Origin of the sequence: Mycobacterium gordonae, from assembly GCF_002101675.1 — a bacterium.
In the GTDB taxonomy this organism is placed as follows: domain Bacteria; phylum Actinomycetota; class Actinomycetes; order Mycobacteriales; family Mycobacteriaceae; genus Mycobacterium; species Mycobacterium gordonae.
The window spans coordinates 1-17,448 of sequence record NZ_LQOY01000023.1; the positions used below are offsets into that span (position 1 = coordinate 1).

Annotated in this window: 16 protein-coding genes and 1 pseudogene; 7 read left to right on the plus strand and 10 right to left on the minus strand. The window is 69.0% G+C overall.

What is annotated here, in order from left to right; genetic code table 11:
* The 10 genes and pseudogenes from AWC08_RS04465 to AWC08_RS04510 form a co-directional block, all read right to left on the minus strand.
* Positions 1-470: pseudogene (locus tag AWC08_RS04465) on the minus strand (type VII secretion-associated serine protease); the annotation flags it as partial.
* Positions 467-1,945 (minus strand): type VII secretion integral membrane protein EccD, encoded by a 1,479-nt coding sequence (gene eccD, locus AWC08_RS04470; RefSeq protein WP_083271265.1) that lies wholly within the window; start codon positions 1,943-1,945, stop codon positions 467-469. The gene eccD and the pseudogene AWC08_RS04465, both read right to left, overlap by 4 nt.
* On the minus strand, positions 1,945-2,946 hold the full coding sequence (locus tag AWC08_RS04475) for a MinD/ParA family ATP-binding protein (protein ID WP_197522027.1): 1,002 nt from the start codon (positions 2,944-2,946) through the stop codon (positions 1,945-1,947). The genes eccD and AWC08_RS04475 overlap by 1 nt, the downstream gene beginning before the upstream one ends.
* Before the next feature lie 35 nt (positions 2,947-2,981).
* Positions 2,982-3,815 (minus strand): ESX secretion-associated protein EspG, encoded by an 834-nt coding sequence (locus AWC08_RS04480; protein WP_069434484.1) that lies wholly within the window; start codon positions 3,813-3,815, stop codon positions 2,982-2,984.
* A 66-nt stretch (positions 3,816-3,881) separates the two neighbouring features.
* Positions 3,882-4,172, minus strand: coding sequence for a WXG100 family type VII secretion target (locus AWC08_RS04485; protein ID WP_065047602.1), 291 nt, complete (start codon positions 4,170-4,172; stop codon positions 3,882-3,884).
* 56 nt (positions 4,173-4,228) lie between these two features.
* Positions 4,229-4,555, minus strand: a complete 327-nt coding sequence (locus tag AWC08_RS04490; protein ID WP_065135479.1) for a WXG100 family type VII secretion target — start codon at positions 4,553-4,555, stop codon at positions 4,229-4,231.
* Positions 4,556-4,765: 210 nt separating this feature from the next.
* Positions 4,766-5,275, minus strand: coding sequence for a pullulanase (locus AWC08_RS04495; RefSeq protein WP_065135480.1), 510 nt, complete (start codon positions 5,273-5,275; stop codon positions 4,766-4,768).
* A 39-nt stretch (positions 5,276-5,314) separates the two neighbouring features.
* Positions 5,315-5,713: a type II toxin-antitoxin system VapC family toxin gene (locus AWC08_RS04500; protein WP_172835204.1), complete on the minus strand. Its 399-nt coding sequence runs from the start codon at positions 5,711-5,713 to the stop codon at positions 5,315-5,317.
* Positions 5,713-5,949: a type II toxin-antitoxin system Phd/YefM family antitoxin gene (locus tag AWC08_RS04505; protein WP_065135481.1), complete on the minus strand. Its 237-nt coding sequence runs from the start codon at positions 5,947-5,949 to the stop codon at positions 5,713-5,715. Before AWC08_RS04505 ends, AWC08_RS04500 begins: the two co-directional genes overlap by 1 nt.
* Positions 5,950-5,967: 18 nt before the next feature.
* A complete protein-coding gene (locus AWC08_RS04510) occupies positions 5,968-7,419 on the minus strand; it encodes a CCA tRNA nucleotidyltransferase (protein WP_065135482.1) in 1,452 nt (483 codons plus the stop codon).
* 280 nt (positions 7,420-7,699) lie between these two features.
* Between AWC08_RS04510 and AWC08_RS04515 the strand changes: the two genes are divergently transcribed.
* From AWC08_RS04515 to trxA, 7 genes are all read left to right on the plus strand, one after another.
* Positions 7,700-8,443 (plus strand): NUDIX hydrolase, encoded by a 744-nt coding sequence (locus tag AWC08_RS04515; protein WP_065135483.1) that lies wholly within the window; start codon positions 7,700-7,702, stop codon positions 8,441-8,443.
* A complete protein-coding gene (locus AWC08_RS04520) occupies positions 8,440-10,830 on the plus strand; it encodes a hypothetical protein (RefSeq protein WP_065135484.1) in 2,391 nt (796 codons plus the stop codon). Before AWC08_RS04515 ends, AWC08_RS04520 begins: the two co-directional genes overlap by 4 nt.
* A 101-nt stretch (positions 10,831-10,931) precedes the next feature.
* The gene (murJ, locus tag AWC08_RS04525) at positions 10,932-14,456 is read left to right on the plus strand and encodes a murein biosynthesis integral membrane protein MurJ (RefSeq protein WP_372513522.1); all 3,525 of its coding nucleotides are present in this window, start codon (positions 10,932-10,934) and stop codon (positions 14,454-14,456) included.
* A gap of 47 nt (positions 14,457-14,503) precedes the next feature.
* Positions 14,504-15,061 carry an RNA polymerase sigma factor SigM gene (sigM, locus tag AWC08_RS04530; protein ID WP_065135485.1) on the plus strand — a complete coding sequence of 186 codons (558 nt, stop codon included), beginning with the start codon at positions 14,504-14,506 and terminating at the stop codon, positions 15,059-15,061.
* Positions 15,062-15,191: 130 nt separating this feature from the next.
* Complete coding sequence (locus AWC08_RS04535) at positions 15,192-15,902, plus strand: hypothetical protein (RefSeq protein ID WP_069433376.1); 711 nt, start codon at positions 15,192-15,194, stop codon at positions 15,900-15,902.
* Positions 15,903-16,013: 111 nt separating this feature from the next.
* Positions 16,014-17,000 carry a thioredoxin-disulfide reductase gene (gene trxB / locus AWC08_RS04540; RefSeq protein WP_065135504.1) on the plus strand — a complete coding sequence of 329 codons (987 nt, stop codon included), beginning with the start codon at positions 16,014-16,016 and terminating at the stop codon, positions 16,998-17,000.
* On the plus strand, positions 16,997-17,347 hold the full coding sequence (gene trxA / locus AWC08_RS04545) for a thioredoxin (RefSeq protein ID WP_069433375.1): 351 nt from the start codon (positions 16,997-16,999) through the stop codon (positions 17,345-17,347). The genes trxB and trxA overlap by 4 nt, the downstream gene beginning before the upstream one ends.
* Positions 17,348-17,448: the final 101 nt, after the last annotated feature.

Genomic DNA, 17,448 nt, shown 5'->3' on the forward strand with positions numbered 1-17,448 from the left:
GGGGTGGCGGGCAGTGGGGCGGGCATCGAGCTTCCCTGCGGCGCGGCACCGATCAGCGACGCCACGATGGTGCCATGTGCATCGCAGTCCATCAGGCCGTCGCCGCCCATGATGTAGTCACCGCCGGCGACCACCCGCAGCCGCGGGCTGGGATTGATACCGGTGTCGATGATCGCCACCGGCACCCCGTTGCCGGTCGAGTACTGCCAGGCCTTGCCGATGTTGAGCATCGTGAAGCCCGGCGCGGTGACCGCCACGTTGGGATCGGCCACGGTGATGGTCCGGGCGCACATGTTGCTTTGCCGCATCGGCTGGTCGGCGGCCGGCCTGCCGTCTGGGGGCACCCGGGACGGGTCGATCGTCGGCGGCGGAATCGCCTGTGCCGTCGGATAACTCGTTGAGAGAGCGACGACGAGACCGGCCAGCGCCACGGCGCACAGCCGCCGGCCGGTCGCAGCTGGCCGCGTCATCGCATCCGCACCCAATTGAACAGCCCGCCGATCCAGGCCGCCATCGGCAGTGCCGCAATGATGGCCGCGATCTCGAGCCATTCCGCGGCCATCCGGACCAGCGGGGTGAACCGTGTAATCGGAACCAGCAGCGCGGCCAACAGTCCAGCGCCCGCGAAGGCAGCCAGCAACACCGCCGCCACCACCAGTGCCTGGGCCGACGACGCCGGCTCGTGCAGAACGTATTTGACGACACCGGCGCAGGTTGCCGCCGCCGCCCCGGAGACCAGCGCAACGGCTTGGCGCTTATCGGCGAAGGCGCGGCCCCTGCTGATGAAGATCAACACGAAGAGCGCCGCGAGTACCGCGGCCGCCGTGGCGCGGTCGCGGCCCGGCATCAGCGAAGACCACACCGCGGCGGGCAACGCTGCCGCGGCGCCGATGCAGATTCCGGTCAAAACGTGGTTGGCCCGTATCGCGGCCGCGGCGATCTGTGCTCCGCGAGGAGTGGTGTCGGGATTCGCGTCCTCGTCGCCGGCCTCGCTCACCGGAGAGACCGCGTCGGTCGGAAGTCCGGCGCTGCGCCGGAACAGGTCGCGCCCGGTGATCGAGCCAAAGTACGGCCGGATCCGCGCCACCCAGAGCGCGATCGTCGGTGCCGACGTCAGCAGGAACAGCAGGGCGATCAGAGTGCACATGCCTAACCACTGGGCGGGCACGGGCCACCACATCCGCAGCGCCGCAACGGTTCCGGCCAATGCGGACAGCGTCACCACCGTCGCGGCCAGACTGAGGTACCGTCCGGTCGCCGCGGTGACGGCCCAGGTCAGCACCGCGGTGGTCAATGTGGCGATGAACAGGTGGGGGGCTCCCGGCTGCCCCGGCGCAGCGCTGCCCAGGGCGACCGTGAACAGCGGCACGGCCAGCCATCCGAGCCCGTCGATCATGTCCGTGCGGCGTGGCCACCACCGCCACACCAAGACAGCGCCGCCGGCCGACAGCAGCCCGACGCCACCGGTCAGGATGCTGGGCGTCCAGGCGTCGGTCGAGATGCGTTGTCGCACCGCCAGTCCCAGCAGGGTGGCGGCGGCGGCCGCGGTGATGGCCAGCGCGGTGTGGGCAGCGGTTTGCACCGTGACCGGTTCGAAAAGCCTCTTGCCCACTCGGGCCAGCCCGGTGGACAGCGACTCGTACTGCGGCTCGAACGACTCCCCGTCCACCGCGGGTACCAGCGACAGCGTCGCGCCGTCCTCGACGCCGAGTTCGTCGAGGGTCTTGGTCACATCCAGGCGCACACCGTTGGCCTTGTGCAATTCGTAACCGGCGCCGGCGTCCAGCCCGCTCAGCCCGCGGCGCTTGAGCTCGTCGTTGAGCAGCTCTACGGCGTTGTCGAGGAAGACCTCGATGGGCACCGATGCCGGGTACACCTGCGAAAGCAGGTGTTCACCGCAGACCACGGCGACCGCACACCGTGCCGGGAAGGACACCTTCGCCATCACCGTGGCCTGTCGGCGTCCGGAATGTATTTGTCGGCGAGCGCCGCGGTGATCTCGAACAGCCGCAGTCGTGATTGCTTTCGCAATTCGTGGCGGGTGTCAATTATGCCGCCCTTCGCGAGATACGGGTCATACGGCATGAATTCGACGCTCGCCCCCGATTGCCGGAAGCGCTCGGTGAGGTAGTTGCGGGCATCCGGGTCGTATTTATTGCGGCTGTCGTTGAGGATGACGGTGCTGCGGGACACCAATTCGTGGAAGCCCATCGACCGGAGCAGGTCGATGGCGCGCGTCACCGGCAGCGAAGTGTCGGCGGTCAAACCCGAGACGAAGACCAGCGCATCGCACGCGTCCAGCACCGCCTTCATCACCGGGTGCTCCAGGTCGTCAGAGGTGTCGACCACGATGACGGTGTGGGTGCGGCGCAACCGCGACAGCACTCCGGTGAACATCGACGGCACCAACGGCCGCGGTTGATCCGACGCGCGGTTGCCGGCCAGCACGTCGAGCCCGATGCTGTTCTGCCCCAGGTGTTCCCGGATGTCGGCGTAGCCCTGGACGTCGGTGTCGTTCAAAACGGCCGAATAGTCCCCGGGTGGTGACTCGTCGATCCGGCCGGCCAGTGTCCCGAACCCGGGGGCCGCGTCGATCGCGACGACATTGTCCGGGCGGCATTCCCGGAACACTCCGCCGATGCAGGCGGTCATCGTGGTCTTGCCGACGCCACCTTTACCCGAGATGATTCCGATCACGTACTGCTTGCGGATATGACGCCGGATGCGCGTCTGCAATTCCCGGTAATGCCGTTCGGCGGGCGACTCCCCGAGATTTATGGTCTGGAAAGACACCGCATACACGAATTTGCGCCAGCCCGATCCGGGCGGGACTTTGCGCGGCGCCACCATGTCGGAAATGCGCAGCGTGCCCGAGACCGATTCCTGGTGTTGGTAACGTCCCGTCTGTTCCGCGGCGTTCGGACCTGAATTCCATGTATTCGTCACAGCGCAATTACTAACACTTCGGTGATACCTCTCGACTACACAACTTTGCGGTACGAATGCCAGTCCTGCCGAGCCGGCAGGCGCCGCATCATGCGGGTGATCGCGGCAGCGATATCGCCGCTGGTGCCGGGGCTGATGATCATCCACCGCCGTCCTGCGGATTCGACGTCCTCGGCCAGCAGCCGCCCTTCCAGCGTGTCGATGATGGTCACCGCGCTGGGGTCGACATGGGTGCGTGCGAATCGGCCCGACTCCACTCCCGACTGAATCCCAACGATCGACGCTTGTGCGGACCGGTCCGGATCTGCGGCGAGGGTCAGCAGGCGCAGCTGATCGGCGTCGAGGCGCTGTCTGGCCAGGAAACTGTGCAGCGCCTCCCGGCCGGCCGCCGCGGTCCGCGTCGCGGCGGCGTCGAGGGTGACGGGGCGCAACGGCGCAGGCTCGAGTTGACCGCACAATCGCTCGATCGCTCTGGTCAACACCGTGCTGGCCGTTGCTTCAGCGGTCGCCGTACCCGCGCCGCCGATGCGAATCAGCTCCGCGGACCGCTCCAGGGTGACCCACCATTGCGCGAACCTGGCGAGCAGGACCCGGGCCGGTTCGCCGTCACCGGGTGCACGGACTTGCACGATCAGCGCGACATCGCGGCGCGACAGGACGGTCAGCCACTCCACCACTGTCGGGTCCACGGCATCAAGCCCGTCGATGACACCGGCGTCACGCAAGTCGGCCGTGACCGGATGGCGCAGGGCCAGTGCCTTGGGCTCCACGCTGGGCAGATGGGGGCGCAGACCCAGCTCGGGAGCGATCGACTCGATCCCGGTGAGCACTTGCAGGGCCCAGAGCCCGTCGACAGTGGTGGTTAGCACGGTGTCCCTCAATGCAGGCCAAGGGCGCACGCCAATGCATGCGCCCCGCCGGCCCACTCGGAGTTGCTAGGTGAACAAGGTGCCCATCTGGGCATCGGTCGCCTGGGCCATTTCGTCCACGTTGTGCACGGTGTGAGCGTGCCGGCTGACGGTCTGGATCAGGTCTTCCAGGCCGTGCAACATCTGTTGCTGCGCGTCGAAGAATGCCGTCGCGCCGTGGCCCTGGAAGAAGTCCCCGAGCGCCTGGGTCATGTGCAGGACATCGGCGTGGATTTCCATCAGCTGCGCGGCCTGGCTTCCGACCTCACCGGCGAATCCGATGACGGCGCCGTGGTTGTAAACGATCTGATCTGTCATGACGGTGATTCCTTACCTGGGTAGTTCAGCGATTCCGGAGGGGACAGCGATGTGAGTCAGACCGCCTGGGCTCCTCCGCCGAACACGCCGTTGAGGTTGTGCGCCGCGTCCGCTTCGTGGTTCTCCATCAGCACGGCCGCCTGGCCCAGCCCGTGCGCCAACCGCTGACCGCCTGACATGATCTGCTGCAGGTCGTGGTGGATCTGACCCGCGGTGTTCAGCGAGGTCGAGCCGGCATCGCCCGCCCACCCGGTGGCGCTGATGATGTTCTCATGACCACTGAGGTACTGGTTGGCGATTGCCACAGCCTCTTGCAGTCGTGTTTCAATTCGCTGCTGAGTACTGCGCAGCAGTTCCGGAGTGACAACGGTCGCATTTGCCATTATTTACGTCTCCCTCAATTAATTGCACTCTCCGAGCTCGGGTCTGCGTAAAACTAGACCAGCTTCGACGGGCTGTCACTTCACCCAATGCCGTTGATAGACAGGCATTAATCAGGCTGTTTAGTGCACACGAGAAGTGCGCGTGTGTCAAACCGTGCGCGAAGATCGTCGGGATTCATAGTTATTAGCTGTTCTTCGTTACAGATGAATTCAAAGTGTGGCGGCACCATCGGCCGATCCGTCGCTGTCGGTATCCGACAGACGAAGATCCCAGAGCCCGTCGCCGTCGGTGTCGACATATCCGGTCACTTCTTCAACGCCGGCGCAGACGACCCGGTCGGCCGTCCCGTCGCCGTTCGTGTCGATCAAGCGGTCGTCGGAATTCCCCTGCCCATCGAAGTCGACCAGCGGACCGCCGTGGTGTTCCACGCCATCGAGGCCGAACCACCGCAGCTGCCCCTCGCGGTCGACCGCGACCGCCCACGTTCCCGACCCGTCGTCGACGAAGTAACTCTCCGGAGTGCCGTCGTTGTCGACGTCGAGCACCGCATGGTCGGCCAGGCCGTCGCCGTCGAAGTCGGCCAGCGCGTCGTCCCGCAGGCCGTCACCATCCAGATCCAGCCCGATCGCGTCGAGCGTGCCGTCGCTGTCGAGGTCCAGATCGGGCGGCCGAGTCCAGATGGAGGCCGCACCGTCGTCTCCGCCCAAGCAGTAGTCCATGCAGGATTCGACGGAGACCCGTAGCCCTCGGTTCCCTGCTCATCCCTTAATCGTCGGCGTCAGTGCCGCCCGCTGAATCTGGCGATCATTGGTCACGATGCTGAGGCTCCGCCGCGCGGCTTGTGCGACGAGGATCCGGTCGAAGGGGTCATTGTGGTCCCAGTTGAGGCGCCCCGCGAAAATCGCGTCCTCGGCGTCAATCGCCAGATCCCGCGCTGCCATATCGGCGACCACGTCTCGCCAGGCCGACAACAGCGGCTCCCCGTCCAGGCGGCCCAGCCGCGTCTTGATCGCAATCTCCCATGCCGACGCCGCCGACACCAGCACTTCAGTACGTGGGTCCGCGAGCAGCTCGCGGGCCTCCGCATCGATCTTGTCCGGCGCGCTGACCAGCCACAACAGAACATGCGTGTCCAGCAGAACCCGCACCGGGGCCATCAGGGCCCGTCGCCTTCCCACATCGCTATTTCGGCGTCGGGCAGCGGCGCGTTGAAGTCATCCGGCACCGCCAACATCGGCAATTGGCCGAACCTGCGTGGCACGGGATTCACCGGCGACAGCACTGCGACTGGGCGGCCATGGCTGGTGATGGTGACAGAAGCCCCCGTCCGCTGCACCTCAGCCAGCAGGGCATTAAGCCGGGCCTTGGCTTCGGTGCTGGAGACGGACTTCATGGGCTCAGACTAGTCGCACTAGTCCGATTGGTCAGAGCCCCGAGTCTCCCACCAGGCCAACAGCTCCGCCGTCGCTTCCTCCGTGGACAGCGGCCCGCGATCCAGCCGCAGCTCCTTGAGGAATCGCCACGCCTCTCCCACTTGCGGGCCGGCGGGGATGTCGAGCAGCCGCATGATCTCGTTGCCGTCCAGGTCGGGACGCACCCGGTTCAGGTCCTCCTGGGCGGCCAGTTCGGCGATCCGCTCCTCCAGCCGGTCATAGGACGCGCGCAGCCTGGCGGCCCGGCGCTTGTTGCGGGTCGTGCAGTCCGCGCGCACCAGCTTGTGCAATTGGGGCAGCAGGGGTCCGGCGTCGGTGACGTAGCGGCGCACCGCTGAGTCGGTCCACTTGCCCTCGCCGTAGCCGTGGAACCGCAGGTGCAGAAACACCAGCTGGGACACGTCGTCGACCATCTGCTTGGAGTACTTCAGCGCCCGCATCCGCTTGCGCACCATCTTGGCGCCGACCACCTCGTGGTGGTGAAAGCTGACCCCGCCGTTGGGTTCGTGGCGGCGGGTGGCCGGCTTGCCGATGTCGTGCAGCAGCGCCGCCCAGCGCAGCACGAGATCCGGGCCCTGATCCTCGAGCTCGATCGCCTGGCGCAGCACGGTCAGCGAGTGCTGGTAGACGTCCTTGTGCTGGTGATGCTCGTCGATGGCCATCTGCATGCCGCCGATCTCGGGCAGCACCACCTCGCCCATCCCGGTCTGCACCAGCAGGTCGATGCCGTCCACCGGGTTGGCCCCGCACAGCAGCTTGTCCAGTTCGACGGCCACCCGTTCCACGCTGATCCTGGCCAGCTCCGGGGCCATCTGCTCGATCGCCGTGCGCACCCGCGGAGCCACCACCACACCGAGCTGGGACACGAACCGCGCGGCGCGCAGCATCCGCAGCGGGTCGTCGCCGAAAGACACCTCCGGCGGCATCGGGGTGTCGAGCACCTTGGCCCGCAGCGCGACCAGGCCGTCAAGGGGATCGAGGAACTCGCCCAGCCCGTCGGCGGTGATGCGCACCGCCATCGCGTTGACGGTGAAGTCGCGTCGCACCAGGTCGTCTTCCAGCCGGTCGCCGAACCGCACCTCCGGATGGCGCGTCACCTGGTCATAGGTGTCGGCCCGGAAGGTCGTGATCTCCAGCCGGTGACCGTCCTTGCCGACTCCGACGGTGCCGAACTCGATGCCGGTGTCCCACAGCGCGTCAGCGAACGGCCGCACGATCTGCTGGATCTGCTCGGGCCGCGCGTTGGTGGTGAAGTCCAGGTCCGGGCTCAGCCGGCCCAGCACGGCGTCCCGCACCGACCCGCCGACCAGGTACAACTCGTGACCCGCGGTCGCAAATGCCGCACCCAGCTCGCGCAACTGCGGCGCGTACTGGTGCAATGCGACCGCGGCGGCGGTCAGCAGCTCGGCGTCCGGGACGGGTTCAACCACGTTCGGTGAGCCTAATAGGAATGCCTTGGTGACTCAGCGCACGTCCTGGCGCTTCGAGTCTGCGTCCACGGCTTCGGCTGGGCGTGCACGGCGCCCAGGAAGGCAGAATCCCGCCGTCACGGGACACTCGAAGCGCTATGGGCAAACACGGGCAAACACCCGACCGACCAATCCAGAGACCAGAGTGACGCCTGAGCCAGGCGCGACTCAGGTGACCAAAGGTGCCCACTGACGGCGAGTGCATCGGGAAGACCGGCCCGTGCCAGCTAATATCGCTTGGGTGTCGGAGGGCGAACAAGCCAAACCACGTCGACGCCGGGGCCGGCGTCGCGGTCGTGGCGGCGCACGTCCGGCTGAGAACAATACGGAAAGCCCGCCGGCGGCCGAGCCGGTACCCACCCCGGCTGCCGCTGCCAAGCGCCGGCCCCGGCCACGCCGGGCCCCCGACCGGATGCGCACCGTGCACGAAACCTCCGCGGGCGGACTGGTCATCGACGGGATCGACGGGCCCCGCGAAACACAAGTAGCCGCCCTCATCGGGCGCATCGACCGGCGTGGCAGGATGCTGTGGTCGCTGCCCAAGGGCCACATCGAGATGGGTGAGACTGCCGAGCAGACCGCCATCCGGGAGGTCGCCGAGGAGACCGGGATCCGCGGCGGCGTGCTCGCCGCGCTGGGGCGGATCGACTACTGGTTCGTCACCGACGGACGACGGGTGCACAAGACTGTGCACCACTATCTGATGCGGTTCTTGGGTGGGGAGCTGTGCGACGAAGACCTGGAGGTGGCCGAGGTGGCGTGGGTGCCGATCCGGGAACTGCCTTCCCGGCTGGCCTACGCCGACGAACGCCGCCTGGCCGAACGGGCCGACGAGCTGATCGACAAGCTGCAGAACGACGGCGAGCATGCGCTTCCGCCGCTTCCGCCGAGCGCCCCGCGGCGACGGCCGCAGACCCACTCGCGCACCCGTCACGCCAACGACCCGGAACCGGGCAAGAAGAACGGTCACGGGCGGGGGCCGTGACGGCGCCGCTCCCCCGCTGGGCCAGGTTGGTGCGTCTTGCCGCAGTGATCGGCATCGTGGCCGGTTTCGGCGTCTTACTCACCGCGCCGCGCGCCGACGCGGGCGAGCCTTCCGCGACCCCGTTCGTGCAGGTCCGCATCGATCAGGTGTCACCGGACGTCGTCACCACCACCAGCGATCCCGTCGTCACTGTCAGCGGCATGGTCACCAACATCGGCGACCGCCCGGTCCGCGACGTGATGGTGCGCCTCGAGCACGCGTCAGCGGTATCCACCTCAGCCGCTCTGCGCACCTCCCTGGACGGCAGCACCGACCAGTACGAAGCCGCGGCGGACTTCCTCACTGTGTCCCCGGAACTGCAGCGCGGCCAACAGGCCGGGTTCACCCTGTCCGCGCCGCTGCGCTCGCTCACCAAGCCGTCGCTGGCCGTCGACAAGCCCGGCATCTTCCCCGTCCTGGTCAACGTCAACGGCACCCCCGACTACGGCGCGCCCGCCCGGCTGGACAACGCGCGATTCCTGCTGCCGGTCGTGGGTGTCCCCCCGGACAAAGGCGGAGGCGCCGAGGCCGCCCCCGCCGTCGCGCCGGAAACCACCAAGCCGGTGTGGATCACCATGCTCTGGCCGCTGGCTGACCGGCCGCGGCTGGCGCCCGGTGTCCCCGGCGGCACCATCCCGGTCCGCCTCATTGACGACGACCTGGCCAACTCCCTGGCCAACGGCGGCCGGCTCGACACCCTGCTGTCGGCAGCCGAGCTGGCCACCAGTCGCGACGTCGACCCCGACGGCGCCGTCGCACGGGCGCTGTGCCTGGCCGTGGACCCTGACCTGATCGTCTCCGTCAACGCGATGACCGCCGGCTACGTGGTGTCCAACTCCCCCGACGGGCCAGCCCAACTCCCCGGTACCCCCACCCATCCGGGCACCGGCCAGGCCGCCGCGACCACCTGGCTCAACCGCCTGCGTGCCTTGGCCCACCGCACCTGCGTGGCGCCGTTGCCCTACGCGCAGGCCGACCTGGACGCCCTGCAACGGGTCAACGACCCCGGCCTGAGTTCCACCGCGATCGTCAGCAACGGCGAGATCATTGACCGCATCCTCGACGTCACCTCGGTGCGCGGCGCCGCGCTGCTGCCCGACGGCCCGCTGACCGGCCGCGCAGTCACCCTGCTCAACGCCAACGACGCCACGGTCGCGGTCGCCGCCGCTGACCTGTCCGCTCAGGACGCCGCCGACCCGGTCAGCGCCGACGTGGCGCCGCGCCGGCTCTCGCCGCAGGTGGTGGCGGCGCCATTCGACCCGGCCGTCGGGGCGGCGCTGGCCGCAGCGGGAACCAACCCGACGGTCCCCACCTATCTGGACCCGTCGCTGGCGATCCGGGTCAACCACGACTCCCTCACCGCCCGGCGCCAGGACGCGCTGGGCGCGATGCTGTGGCGCAGCCTCACCCCGGACGCCGCTCCGCGCACCCAGATCCTGGTGCCGCCGGCGGTGTGGTCCTTGCCGGGTGACGACGCGCAGTTCATCCTGACCGCGCTGGCCACCTCGATCCATTCCGGCCTGGCCGTCCCTCGCCCGCTGCCGGCGCTGGTCGCCGACGCCGCCGCAAGGATCGAACCCCCGGTGCCGCCCGGCGCCTACCCGTCGGAACGGGGCAGGTTCAGCGACGACATCACCGGACAGATCGCCGGGCAGGTGGGCCGGCTGTGGAAACTCACTTCGGCGTTGATGACCGATGAGCGCACCGGCCTGACCGGGCCGCAGTACACCGCCCCGCTGCGCGAGGACATGCTGCGCGCACTGAGCGAATCGGTGCCACCCGACACTCGCAACGGGCTGGCCCAGCAGCGCCTGAGCGTGGTCGGCACCACCATCAACGACTTCTTCGGCTCGGTGACCATCGTCAACCCCGGTGGCTCCTACACATTGGCCACCGAGCACAGCCCGCTGCCGCTGGCCCTGCACAACGGCCTGGCCGTGCCGATCCGGGTCCGTTTGCAGGTCAACGCGCCGCCCGGCATGACGGTCACCGATGTGGGTGAGATCGAGCTGCCGCCGGGATACCTGCCGCTGCGGGTGCCCATCGAGGTCAACTTCACCCAGCGGGTCGCCATCGACGTGGGATTGCGCACCCCGGACGGGACCGTGCTGGGTGAACCGGTGCGGTTGTCGGTGCACTCCAACGCCTACGGCAAGGTGCTGTTCGCGATCACACTCACCGCGGCGGCGGTGCTGGTCACCCTGGCCGGCCGACGACTGTGGCACCGCTTTCGCGGCCAGCCCGACCCCGCCGACCTCGACCGCCCCGACCCACCCGCGAGCGGACACGTGCGGCCCCCTGGTGCGCCCGCGATCGAGCAACGGGTTCACGAAGAGCATCGCGTATGAACTCCGCACCCCGGGGGGTGCAACCGGCGGCACCACGGCCGACGTCACAACCACCTCGACATCAGCTGTCCCAGCCGCGCAGCACCGTGCCGCCGCCGGGCCTGCCACCGCGCCCCGGCTGGACACCGCAACAGACGGCCCAGCAAGGGCGACCCGACGCGCCCGCGCGGCCCCGCCAGGAGGAGCTGTCCGACGCCGCGGTGGTGTCCCGGTCCTGGGGCATGGCGTTCGCCACCCTGATCAGCAGGCTCACCGGCTTCGCCCGGATCGTGTTGCTGGCCGCGATCCTGGGTGCGGCGCTGTCCAGCTCGTTCTCGGTGGCCAACCAGCTGCCCAACCTGGTCGCCGCCTTGGTGCTGGAGGCGACGTTCACCGCGATCTTCGTGCCGGTGCTGGCCCGCGCCGAGCAGGACGACCCCGACGGCGGTGCGGCCTTCGTCCGCCGGCTGGTCACCCTGGCCACCACCCTGCTGATCGTGGCGACCGCGTTGTCAGTGGCCGCGGCGCCGCTGCTGGTGCGCCTGATGCTGGGCCGCAACCCCGAGGTCAACGAACCACTGACCACCGCGTTCGCCTACCTGCTGCTGCCCCAGGTGCTGGTCTATGGCCTGTCGTCGGTGTTCATGGCGATCCTAAACACGCGCAACGTCTTCGGGCCCCCGGCCTGGGCGCCGGTCGTCAACAACGTCGTGGCGATCGCCACGCTGGGTGTCTACCTCGCCGTCCCCGGCGAACTGTCGGTCGACCCCGTTCAGATGGGCAACGCCAAGCTGCTGGTCCTCGGTATCGGCACTACCCTGGGCGTCTTCGCGCAGACCGCGGTGTTGCTGGTGGCCATCGGACGCCAGCACATCAGCCTGCGCCCGCTGTGGGGAGTCGACGACCGGCTCAAACGCTTCGGCACCATGGCCGCGGCCATGGTGCTCTACGTGCTGATCAGCCAGCTCGGCCTGGTGGTCGGCAACCAGATCGCCAGTTCGGCCGCGGCCTCCGGGCCGGCGATCTACAACTACACGTGGCTGGTGCTGATGCTGCCGTTCGGCATGATCGGCGTCACGATCCTGACGGTGGTGATGCCCCGGCTGAGCCGCAACGCCGCCGCCGACGACATTCCGGCGGTGCTGGCCGACCTGTCGCTGGCCACCCGGCTGACCATGATCACGCTCATCCCGGCGGTGGCGTTCATGACCGTCGGCGGCCCGGCGATGGGCAGCGCGCTGTTCGCCTATGGGCATTTCGGACAGGTAGACGCCGGGTATCTGGGTGCGGCCATCGCGCTGTCAGCGTTCACCCTGATCCCCTACGCCCTGGTGCTGCTTCAGCTCCGCGTCTTCTACGCCCGCGAACAGCCGTGGACGCCGATTGTGATCATCATGGTGATCACCTCGGTGAAAATCGCCGGGTCGCTGCTGGCCCCGCGAGTCACCGGCAACAAAGAGCTGGTCGCCGGCTACCTCGGCACGGCCAACGGCCTGGGCTTTCTGGCCGGCGCCGTGGTCGGGCACGTCCTGCTGCGCCGCAGCCTGCGCCCCAAGGGCGGCGCGCTGATCGACCTCGGCACCGTGCGCACCATCCTGGTGGCCGTCTCGGCGTCGCTGCTGGCCGGCCTCGTCGCCCACGTCGCCGACCGACTCCTCGGGCTGCACGGGTTGACCGAGCACGGCGGGATGGGCTCACTGCTGCGGCTATTCGTGCTCGGAGTGATCATGGTGCCTATCCTGGCGGCGGTGATGCTGGGCGCGCGGGTCCCCGAGGCACGGGCGGCCGCCGCGGCTATCCGGCGCCGAACCCGACGCGGGCAGCCGGCCCGGGCCCAGGCGCCGGCCCAGGCGACAGTGTCGTCCGCGGGTCGCCCCGTCACGTACCCTGAGCAAAGAAATTCGTCCCTGCCGGGGGGACACGCGGTCCAGGAGCCGATCCGGCGCAGACCTCCGGTGGCTGGGGCCGGGCGAGGGAAAGGACCGGAGGTGACCGACCGCACTTCGGATAACGCAGCACCGAGTTCGATGGCGGGCGACGACTTCCAGCCCGACATCCCGAGTCGCGGCTCGACCTCGGGGGATCAGCTTCACCGCGAGGTGGACCCCCGCGGACCGATCCCGTTCGACGCGCCCCGCGAACGCGACGCCGACCCGCCGCCGGACGACCTCAGCTTGGTGCCGGGCGCCCGCATCGCAAACGGCCGCTATCGACTGCTGATCTCGCACGGCGGCACGCCGCCGCTGCACTTCTGGCAGGCCCTCGACACCGCGCTGGACCGGCAGGTGGCACTGACCTTCGTCGATCCCGAAGGCTCGCTGCCCGACGAGGTGCTGCAGGAGATCCTGTCCCGCACCCTGAGGCTCAGCCGGATCGACAAACCCGGCATCGCCCGCATCCTCGACGTGGTCCACACCGGATCCGGCGGCCTCGTGGTCTCGGAGTGGGTCCGCGGCGGTTCCCTGCAGGAAGTCGCCGACACCTCGCCGTCGCCGGTGGGCGCCATCCGGGCGATGCAGTCCCTGGCCGCCGCCGCCGACGCCGCACATCGTGCCGGGGTCGCGCTGTCCATCGACCATCCGAGCCGGGTCCGGGTGAGCATCGACGGCGACGTGGTGCTGGCCTACCCCGCGACCATGCCCGACGCCAACCCGCAAGACGACATCCGCGGCATCGGTGCCTCGCTCTACGCGCTGCTCGTCAACCGCTGGCCGCTGCCCGAATCCGGGGTGCGCAGCGGCCTGGCGCCCGCCGACCGCGACGCCAACGGCCAGCCCGTCGAACCGACCGTCGTCGACCGCGACATCCCGTTCCAGATCTCCGCGGTCGCGGTCCGCTCCGTCCAGGAGGACGGCGGAATACGCAGCGCCTCAACGCTTTTGAACTTGCTACAGCAAGCCACCGCGGTGGCCGACCGCACCGAGGTGATCGGTCCGATCGCCGAACCCCCCGCCCCGGCCTCGCCACGACGCACCGCCGAGCGCGGCGGCGAAACCTACTCCCGCCGGCGTCGCAACATCCTGATCGGCCTCGGCGCCGGCGCGGCCGTCCTGCTGGTGGCACTGCTGGTGCTCGCCTCGGTGGTCAGCAAGATCTTCGGTGACGTCGGCAGCGGCATCAAGGGAGACCAGCTCGGCCTGAACAACCCGACGTCGTCGGCCGCCTCGGAGTCGCCGGGCAGCTCGGCGCCGTCCGGCAGCTTCGTCAAGCCCACCAGAGCCACCGTCTTCTCCCCCGGCGGCGACGCCGACAATCCCGGGGATGCGGGCAACGCCATCGACGGCAACCCGGGCACCGTGTGGCAGACGGACACCTACTCCGACCCTGTCCCGTTCCCGGGGTTCAAGAACGGGGTCGGGCTGATGCTGCAGCTGCCCCAGCCGACGGTGGTCGGCGTGGTCGGTCTCGACATCTCCAGCACCGGAACCAAGGTCGAGATCCGTTCGTCGTCCTCGCCGAATCCCTCGAAGCTGGAGGACACCACCGTGCTAACCCCGGCCACGGCGCTCAAGCCCGGCCACAACACCATCCAAGTCAAGGCCTCGGCGCCGACGTCGAACCTGCTGGTGTGGATCTCCACGCTGGGCACCACCGACGGCAAGAGTCGCGCCGACCTCTCCGAGATCACCATCCAGGCCGCCTCCTGATCTTCAGGTGAAGTGCCGGGCGGCCGCCGATTGGTTACCGTCCGGCGGTGGGCTTGTGGGGAACGGGACGGCAACGCAGTGACACCGAACTGCTGGCCGCCCACGTGGCCGGCGACCGCCACGCCTTCGCCGAGTTGTTCCGCCGCCACCACCGGCAGCTCTACCGGCTGGCGCGGCTGACCAGTTTGAGCCGCGAAGACGCCGACGACGCGTTCCAGGATGCGATGCTCTCGGCGCACCGTAGCGCCGGCTCGTTCCGGTGTGACGCAGCGGTCGGCACCTGGCTGCACCGCATCGTGCTCAACGCGTGCCTGGACCGGCTCCGCCGCACCCAGGCCCGACCGACCGTCCCGTTCCAGGACGTGCACCCGGTCGCGGACCGGACGTCGCACGTCGACACCGCCATCGTCGTGCAGCGTGCGCTGCTGCGGCTGCCGATCCAGCAACGCGCCGCGGTGGTCGCCGTCGACATGCACGGCTACTCCGTCGCCGAGACAGCGCGGCTGTTGGGGGTGCCCGAGGGCACCGTCAAGAGTCGGTGCGCACGTGGGCGGACGAAGCTCGCCTACCTACTGGGCTATCTCGAAATGATCGGCGCCACTTAGCGTTATCTCTGTCGGCCGCCGCCGGCCTGCCGGGCACGATGAGCGGGGCGCTCACGGTGACCACGGCTTGGCCGGGACGCCCGGCACCCCATAACGAGCGCGCGGGCCGCGATGGCGGACACTGGGTCCGATGAATGCAGCCGAGGAGGCGGATCCGCCGCTGACCGTCGAGGTGCTCGCCGACTTGCAGGCGGGGTTGCTCGACGACGAGACCGCCACCCGCGTGCGTCGGCGCATCCGCAGCGACCCGCAGGCGGCGGCGGCCCTGCAGGCGCTGCACCAGGTGCGCTGCGACGTCGCCGCCGCCGACACCGCCCCGGCACCCGAGACCCCGCCCGAGGTGGTGACCCGCGTCGCCGCGTCACTGAAGGCATCCGGTGCCGCCCATGCCGCCCGACCGCCCCTGCGCCCGGCCCGCGTCCTCGCCGGCGTCGCCGGGGTGGTCGCGGTGCTGGCAGCGATCGGCATTGGGACCATGTCACTGCTCAACGAGCCGGAGTCCACACCCAGCGCACCCGTCACCGCGAACCACATCACCGTTTCCACTCCGGTCCCGGTGATACCACTTTCCGACGCCGAGATCCGCGACCTGACGCATCGCCCGCCCGATTTCGGCGCGCTCGGCAACGCCTCTCAGCGGGCATCCTGCCTCGGCGGCCTGGGCTATCCCGCCAGCGAGCCGGTGCTGGGGGCCCGGCCCGTCGAGGTCAACGCCCGCCCGGGCGTGCTGCTGGTGATGCGCGGCGACACCCCCGACACCCTGGTCGCTTACGCGGTGGCGCAAAACTGCAGCGCCGCCGACACCGGACTGCTGGCCACGACCGCGATTCCGCGCGCGTAGCCTGCGCCGGTCAGTGTCGTGCGTCGCAGCCGGGAACACCCACGCCTACCCTGGCGTTCGTAGGATTTGCAGATCACGCTCACTGATCAGCTTTCGTTCCGAAAGGCACGCATGACCGCTTCCTCAGACACCATCCACGACGTCATCGTCATCGGTTCGGGCCCGGCCGGCTACACGGCCGCCCTCTACACCGCCCGCGCGCAACTCAAGCCGCTGGTCTTCGAGGGCGTCTCGTTCGGCGGAGCGCTGATGACCACGACCGAGGTGGAGAACTATCCCGGGTTCCGCGACGGCATCACCGGCCCGGAGTTGATGGACCAAATGCGCGAGCAGGCGCTGCGATTCGGCGCCGACCTGCGCATGGAGGACGTCGAGTCGGTATCACTGGACGGGCCGGTCAAGTCCGTCGTGACCGCCGACGGCGAGACGTTCCGGGCCCGGGCCGTCATCTTGGCCATGGGTGCGGCCGCCCGCTATCTGCAGGTGCCCGGCGAACAGGAACTGCTCGGCCGCGGCGTCAGTTCCTGCGCCACCTGTGACGGCTTCTTCTTCCGCGACCAGGACATCGCCGTGATCGGCGGCGGCGACTCCGCGATGGAGGAAGCCACCTTCCTGACCCGCTTCGCCCGCAGCGTCACGCTGGTCCACCGCCGCGAGGAGTTCCGGGCCTCCAAGATCATGCTCAACCGGGCCGAGACCAACGAGAAGATCACCATCCTGACCAACAAGGCGGTCCTCGGGGTGGACGGCGACACCTCGGTCACCGGGCTGCGCCTGCGCGACACGGTCACCGGGGAGGAGACGACACTGCCGGTCACCGGCGTGTTCGTCGCGATCGGCCACGAACCGCGCTCCGCCCTGGTCCGCGACGCCGTCGAGCTGGACCCGGACGGCTACGTCCTGGTGCAGGGGCGCACCACCAGCACGTCGCTGGAGGGGGTGTTCGCCGCCGGCGACCTGGTGGACCGCACCTACCGGCAGGCGATCACCGCGGCCGGCAGCGGCTGTGCCGCCGCCATCGACGCCGAACGCTGGCTGGCCGACCACGAAGCCGCCGGGCCCGCCGACAGTACCGAACTGATTGGAGCACAGCGATGAGCGATTCCGGCAAGTCCGCCACTATCGAGGTCTCCGACGCCTCGTTCCAGAGTGACGTGTTGTCCAGCAATAAGCCTGTGCTGGTTGACTTTTGGGCCACCTGGTGCGGTCCGTGCAAGATGGTGGCCCCGGTGCTGGAAGAGATCGCGGCCGAACGGTCGGACGCCCTCACCGTCGCCAAGATCGACGTGGACGCCAACCCCGCGACGGCGCGCGACTTCCAGGTCGTCTCGATCCCCACCATGATCCTGTTCAAGGACGGCGAACCGGTGAAACGGATCGTCGGCGCCAAGGGCAAGGCGGCGTTGCTGCGCGAGCTCGCGGACGCTGTTCCCAACCTGTCCTGAGCACGTTTCTCGTTGCAGAAACGAGTCGCTGATTGGCCTGGGGTTTTCTCGATATTGGCGAGGATCTGCGACAATAGCGATCAACTGCGCTGGCTTTGCCA

Excerpts from the sequence above, each read along its gene's own strand:
- AWC08_RS04490 (WP_065135479.1), bottom strand. The coding sequence starts at position 4,555 with ATGGCAAATGCGACCGTTGTCACTCCGGAACTGCTGCGCAGTACTCAG.
- AWC08_RS04535 (WP_069433376.1), top strand. The coding sequence starts at position 15,192 with ATGAATGCAGCCGAGGAGGCGGATCCGCCGCTGACCGTCGAGGTGCTC.
- AWC08_RS04485 (WP_065047602.1), bottom strand. The coding sequence starts at position 4,172 with ATGACAGATCAGATCGTTTACAACCACGGCGCCGTCATCGGATTCGCC.
- AWC08_RS04495 (WP_065135480.1), bottom strand. The coding sequence starts at position 5,275 with ATGGACTACTGCTTGGGCGGAGACGACGGTGCGGCCTCCATCTGGACT.
- eccD (WP_083271265.1), bottom strand. The coding sequence starts at position 1,945 with ATGGCGAAGGTGTCCTTCCCGGCACGGTGTGCGGTCGCCGTGGTCTGC.
- trxA (WP_069433375.1), top strand. The coding sequence starts at position 16,997 with ATGAGCGATTCCGGCAAGTCCGCCACTATCGAGGTCTCCGACGCCTCG.
- trxB (WP_065135504.1), top strand. The coding sequence starts at position 16,014 with ATGACCGCTTCCTCAGACACCATCCACGACGTCATCGTCATCGGTTCG.
- AWC08_RS04500 (WP_172835204.1), bottom strand. The coding sequence starts at position 5,713 with ATGGCCCCGGTGCGGGTTCTGCTGGACACGCATGTTCTGTTGTGGCTG.
- AWC08_RS04505 (WP_065135481.1), bottom strand. The coding sequence starts at position 5,949 with ATGAAGTCCGTCTCCAGCACCGAAGCCAAGGCCCGGCTTAATGCCCTG.